The sequence below is a fragment of the Vibrio algivorus genome, assembly GCF_030161215.1.
Taxonomy (GTDB): Bacteria; Pseudomonadota; Gammaproteobacteria; order Enterobacterales; family Vibrionaceae; genus Vibrio; species Vibrio algivorus.
The window spans coordinates 1-521 of sequence record NZ_BSPV01000011.1; the positions used below are offsets into that span (position 1 = coordinate 1).

The 521-nt window shown below is 43.2% G+C and carries 1 protein-coding gene; it reads left to right on the plus strand.

Annotated elements, in window-relative coordinates; translation table 11 throughout:
* On the plus strand, nucleotides 1-372 hold a 372-nt coding region (locus QQJ93_RS15800; protein ID WP_284186112.1), incomplete at its 5' end, for an Hcp family type VI secretion system effector.
* Nucleotides 373-521: the final 149 nt, after the last annotated feature.

Consider the following 521-nt stretch of genomic DNA (forward strand, 5'->3'; position numbering starts at 1 on the left):
ATTCCAACCGATCCACAATCTGGTCAACCTTCAGGTCAACGTGTTCACAAACCATTCAAATTCACCGTTGCTTTAAACAAAGCGGTTCCGCTGATGTACAACGCATTAACGTCGGGTGAAAAGCTAGATGAAGTGGAACTGAAATGGTACCGCACGTCAATCGAAGGTAAACAAGAGAACTTCTTTACTACCAAGCTTGAAGGCGCAACCATCATTGATATCAACTGTGAAATGCCACATTGCCAAGATCCAGCAATGAAAGACTTCACGCAAAATATCACGGTATCGATGTCTTACCGCAAAATCACTTGGGACCACAATAATGCGGGTACTTCAGGTGGTGATGATTGGCGTAAGCCTATCGAAGCCTAATATACCCTTCGTACTTGAAGTTGCAGCTTTGTTGACGGCGTTCATTCACTTGTCGCCTCACTGCAACTCCAATTACTTTGGCTATAGATTAGGTACTCGAGCTTGGCAGTTTTCTGCCAAGCTTTTTCTGTTTATTTTTCGTTTCAATA